The sequence below is a fragment of the Leifsonia sp. SIMBA_070 genome (genome assembly GCF_046534635.1).
In the GTDB taxonomy this organism is placed as follows: domain Bacteria; phylum Actinomycetota; class Actinomycetes; order Actinomycetales; family Microbacteriaceae; genus Leifsonia.
The window spans coordinates 1-251 of the sequence record NZ_JAWRYK010000646.1 but is presented as its reverse complement, the minus strand read 5'-3'; the positions used below and the strand labels follow the sequence as shown (position 1 = coordinate 251).

Below are 251 nucleotides of genomic sequence, written 5' to 3'. Positions count from 1 at the left end.
CAAGGAGGCGCTGCCGATCATCCGCTACCGCACCCACGACCTGACCAGGCTCCTGCCCGGCACGGCCCGCCCGGGCATGCGCCGGATGGGCCGGATCACCGGACGCAGCGACGACATGATCATCCTGCGCGGCGTAAACCTCTTTCCCAGCCAAATTGAGGAAATTGCCCTGCGGGTCCCGGCGCTCAGCCCGCACTTTCAGCTGGAACTCACCCGGCCGGACCGGATGGATGAACTTACCGTTCGAATCG

The 251-nt window shown here is 65.7% G+C and carries 1 pseudogene; it reads left to right on the top strand.

What is annotated here, in order from left to right:
- Positions 1-251: pseudogene (locus SB754_RS21820) on the top strand (phenylacetate--CoA ligase); the annotation flags it as partial.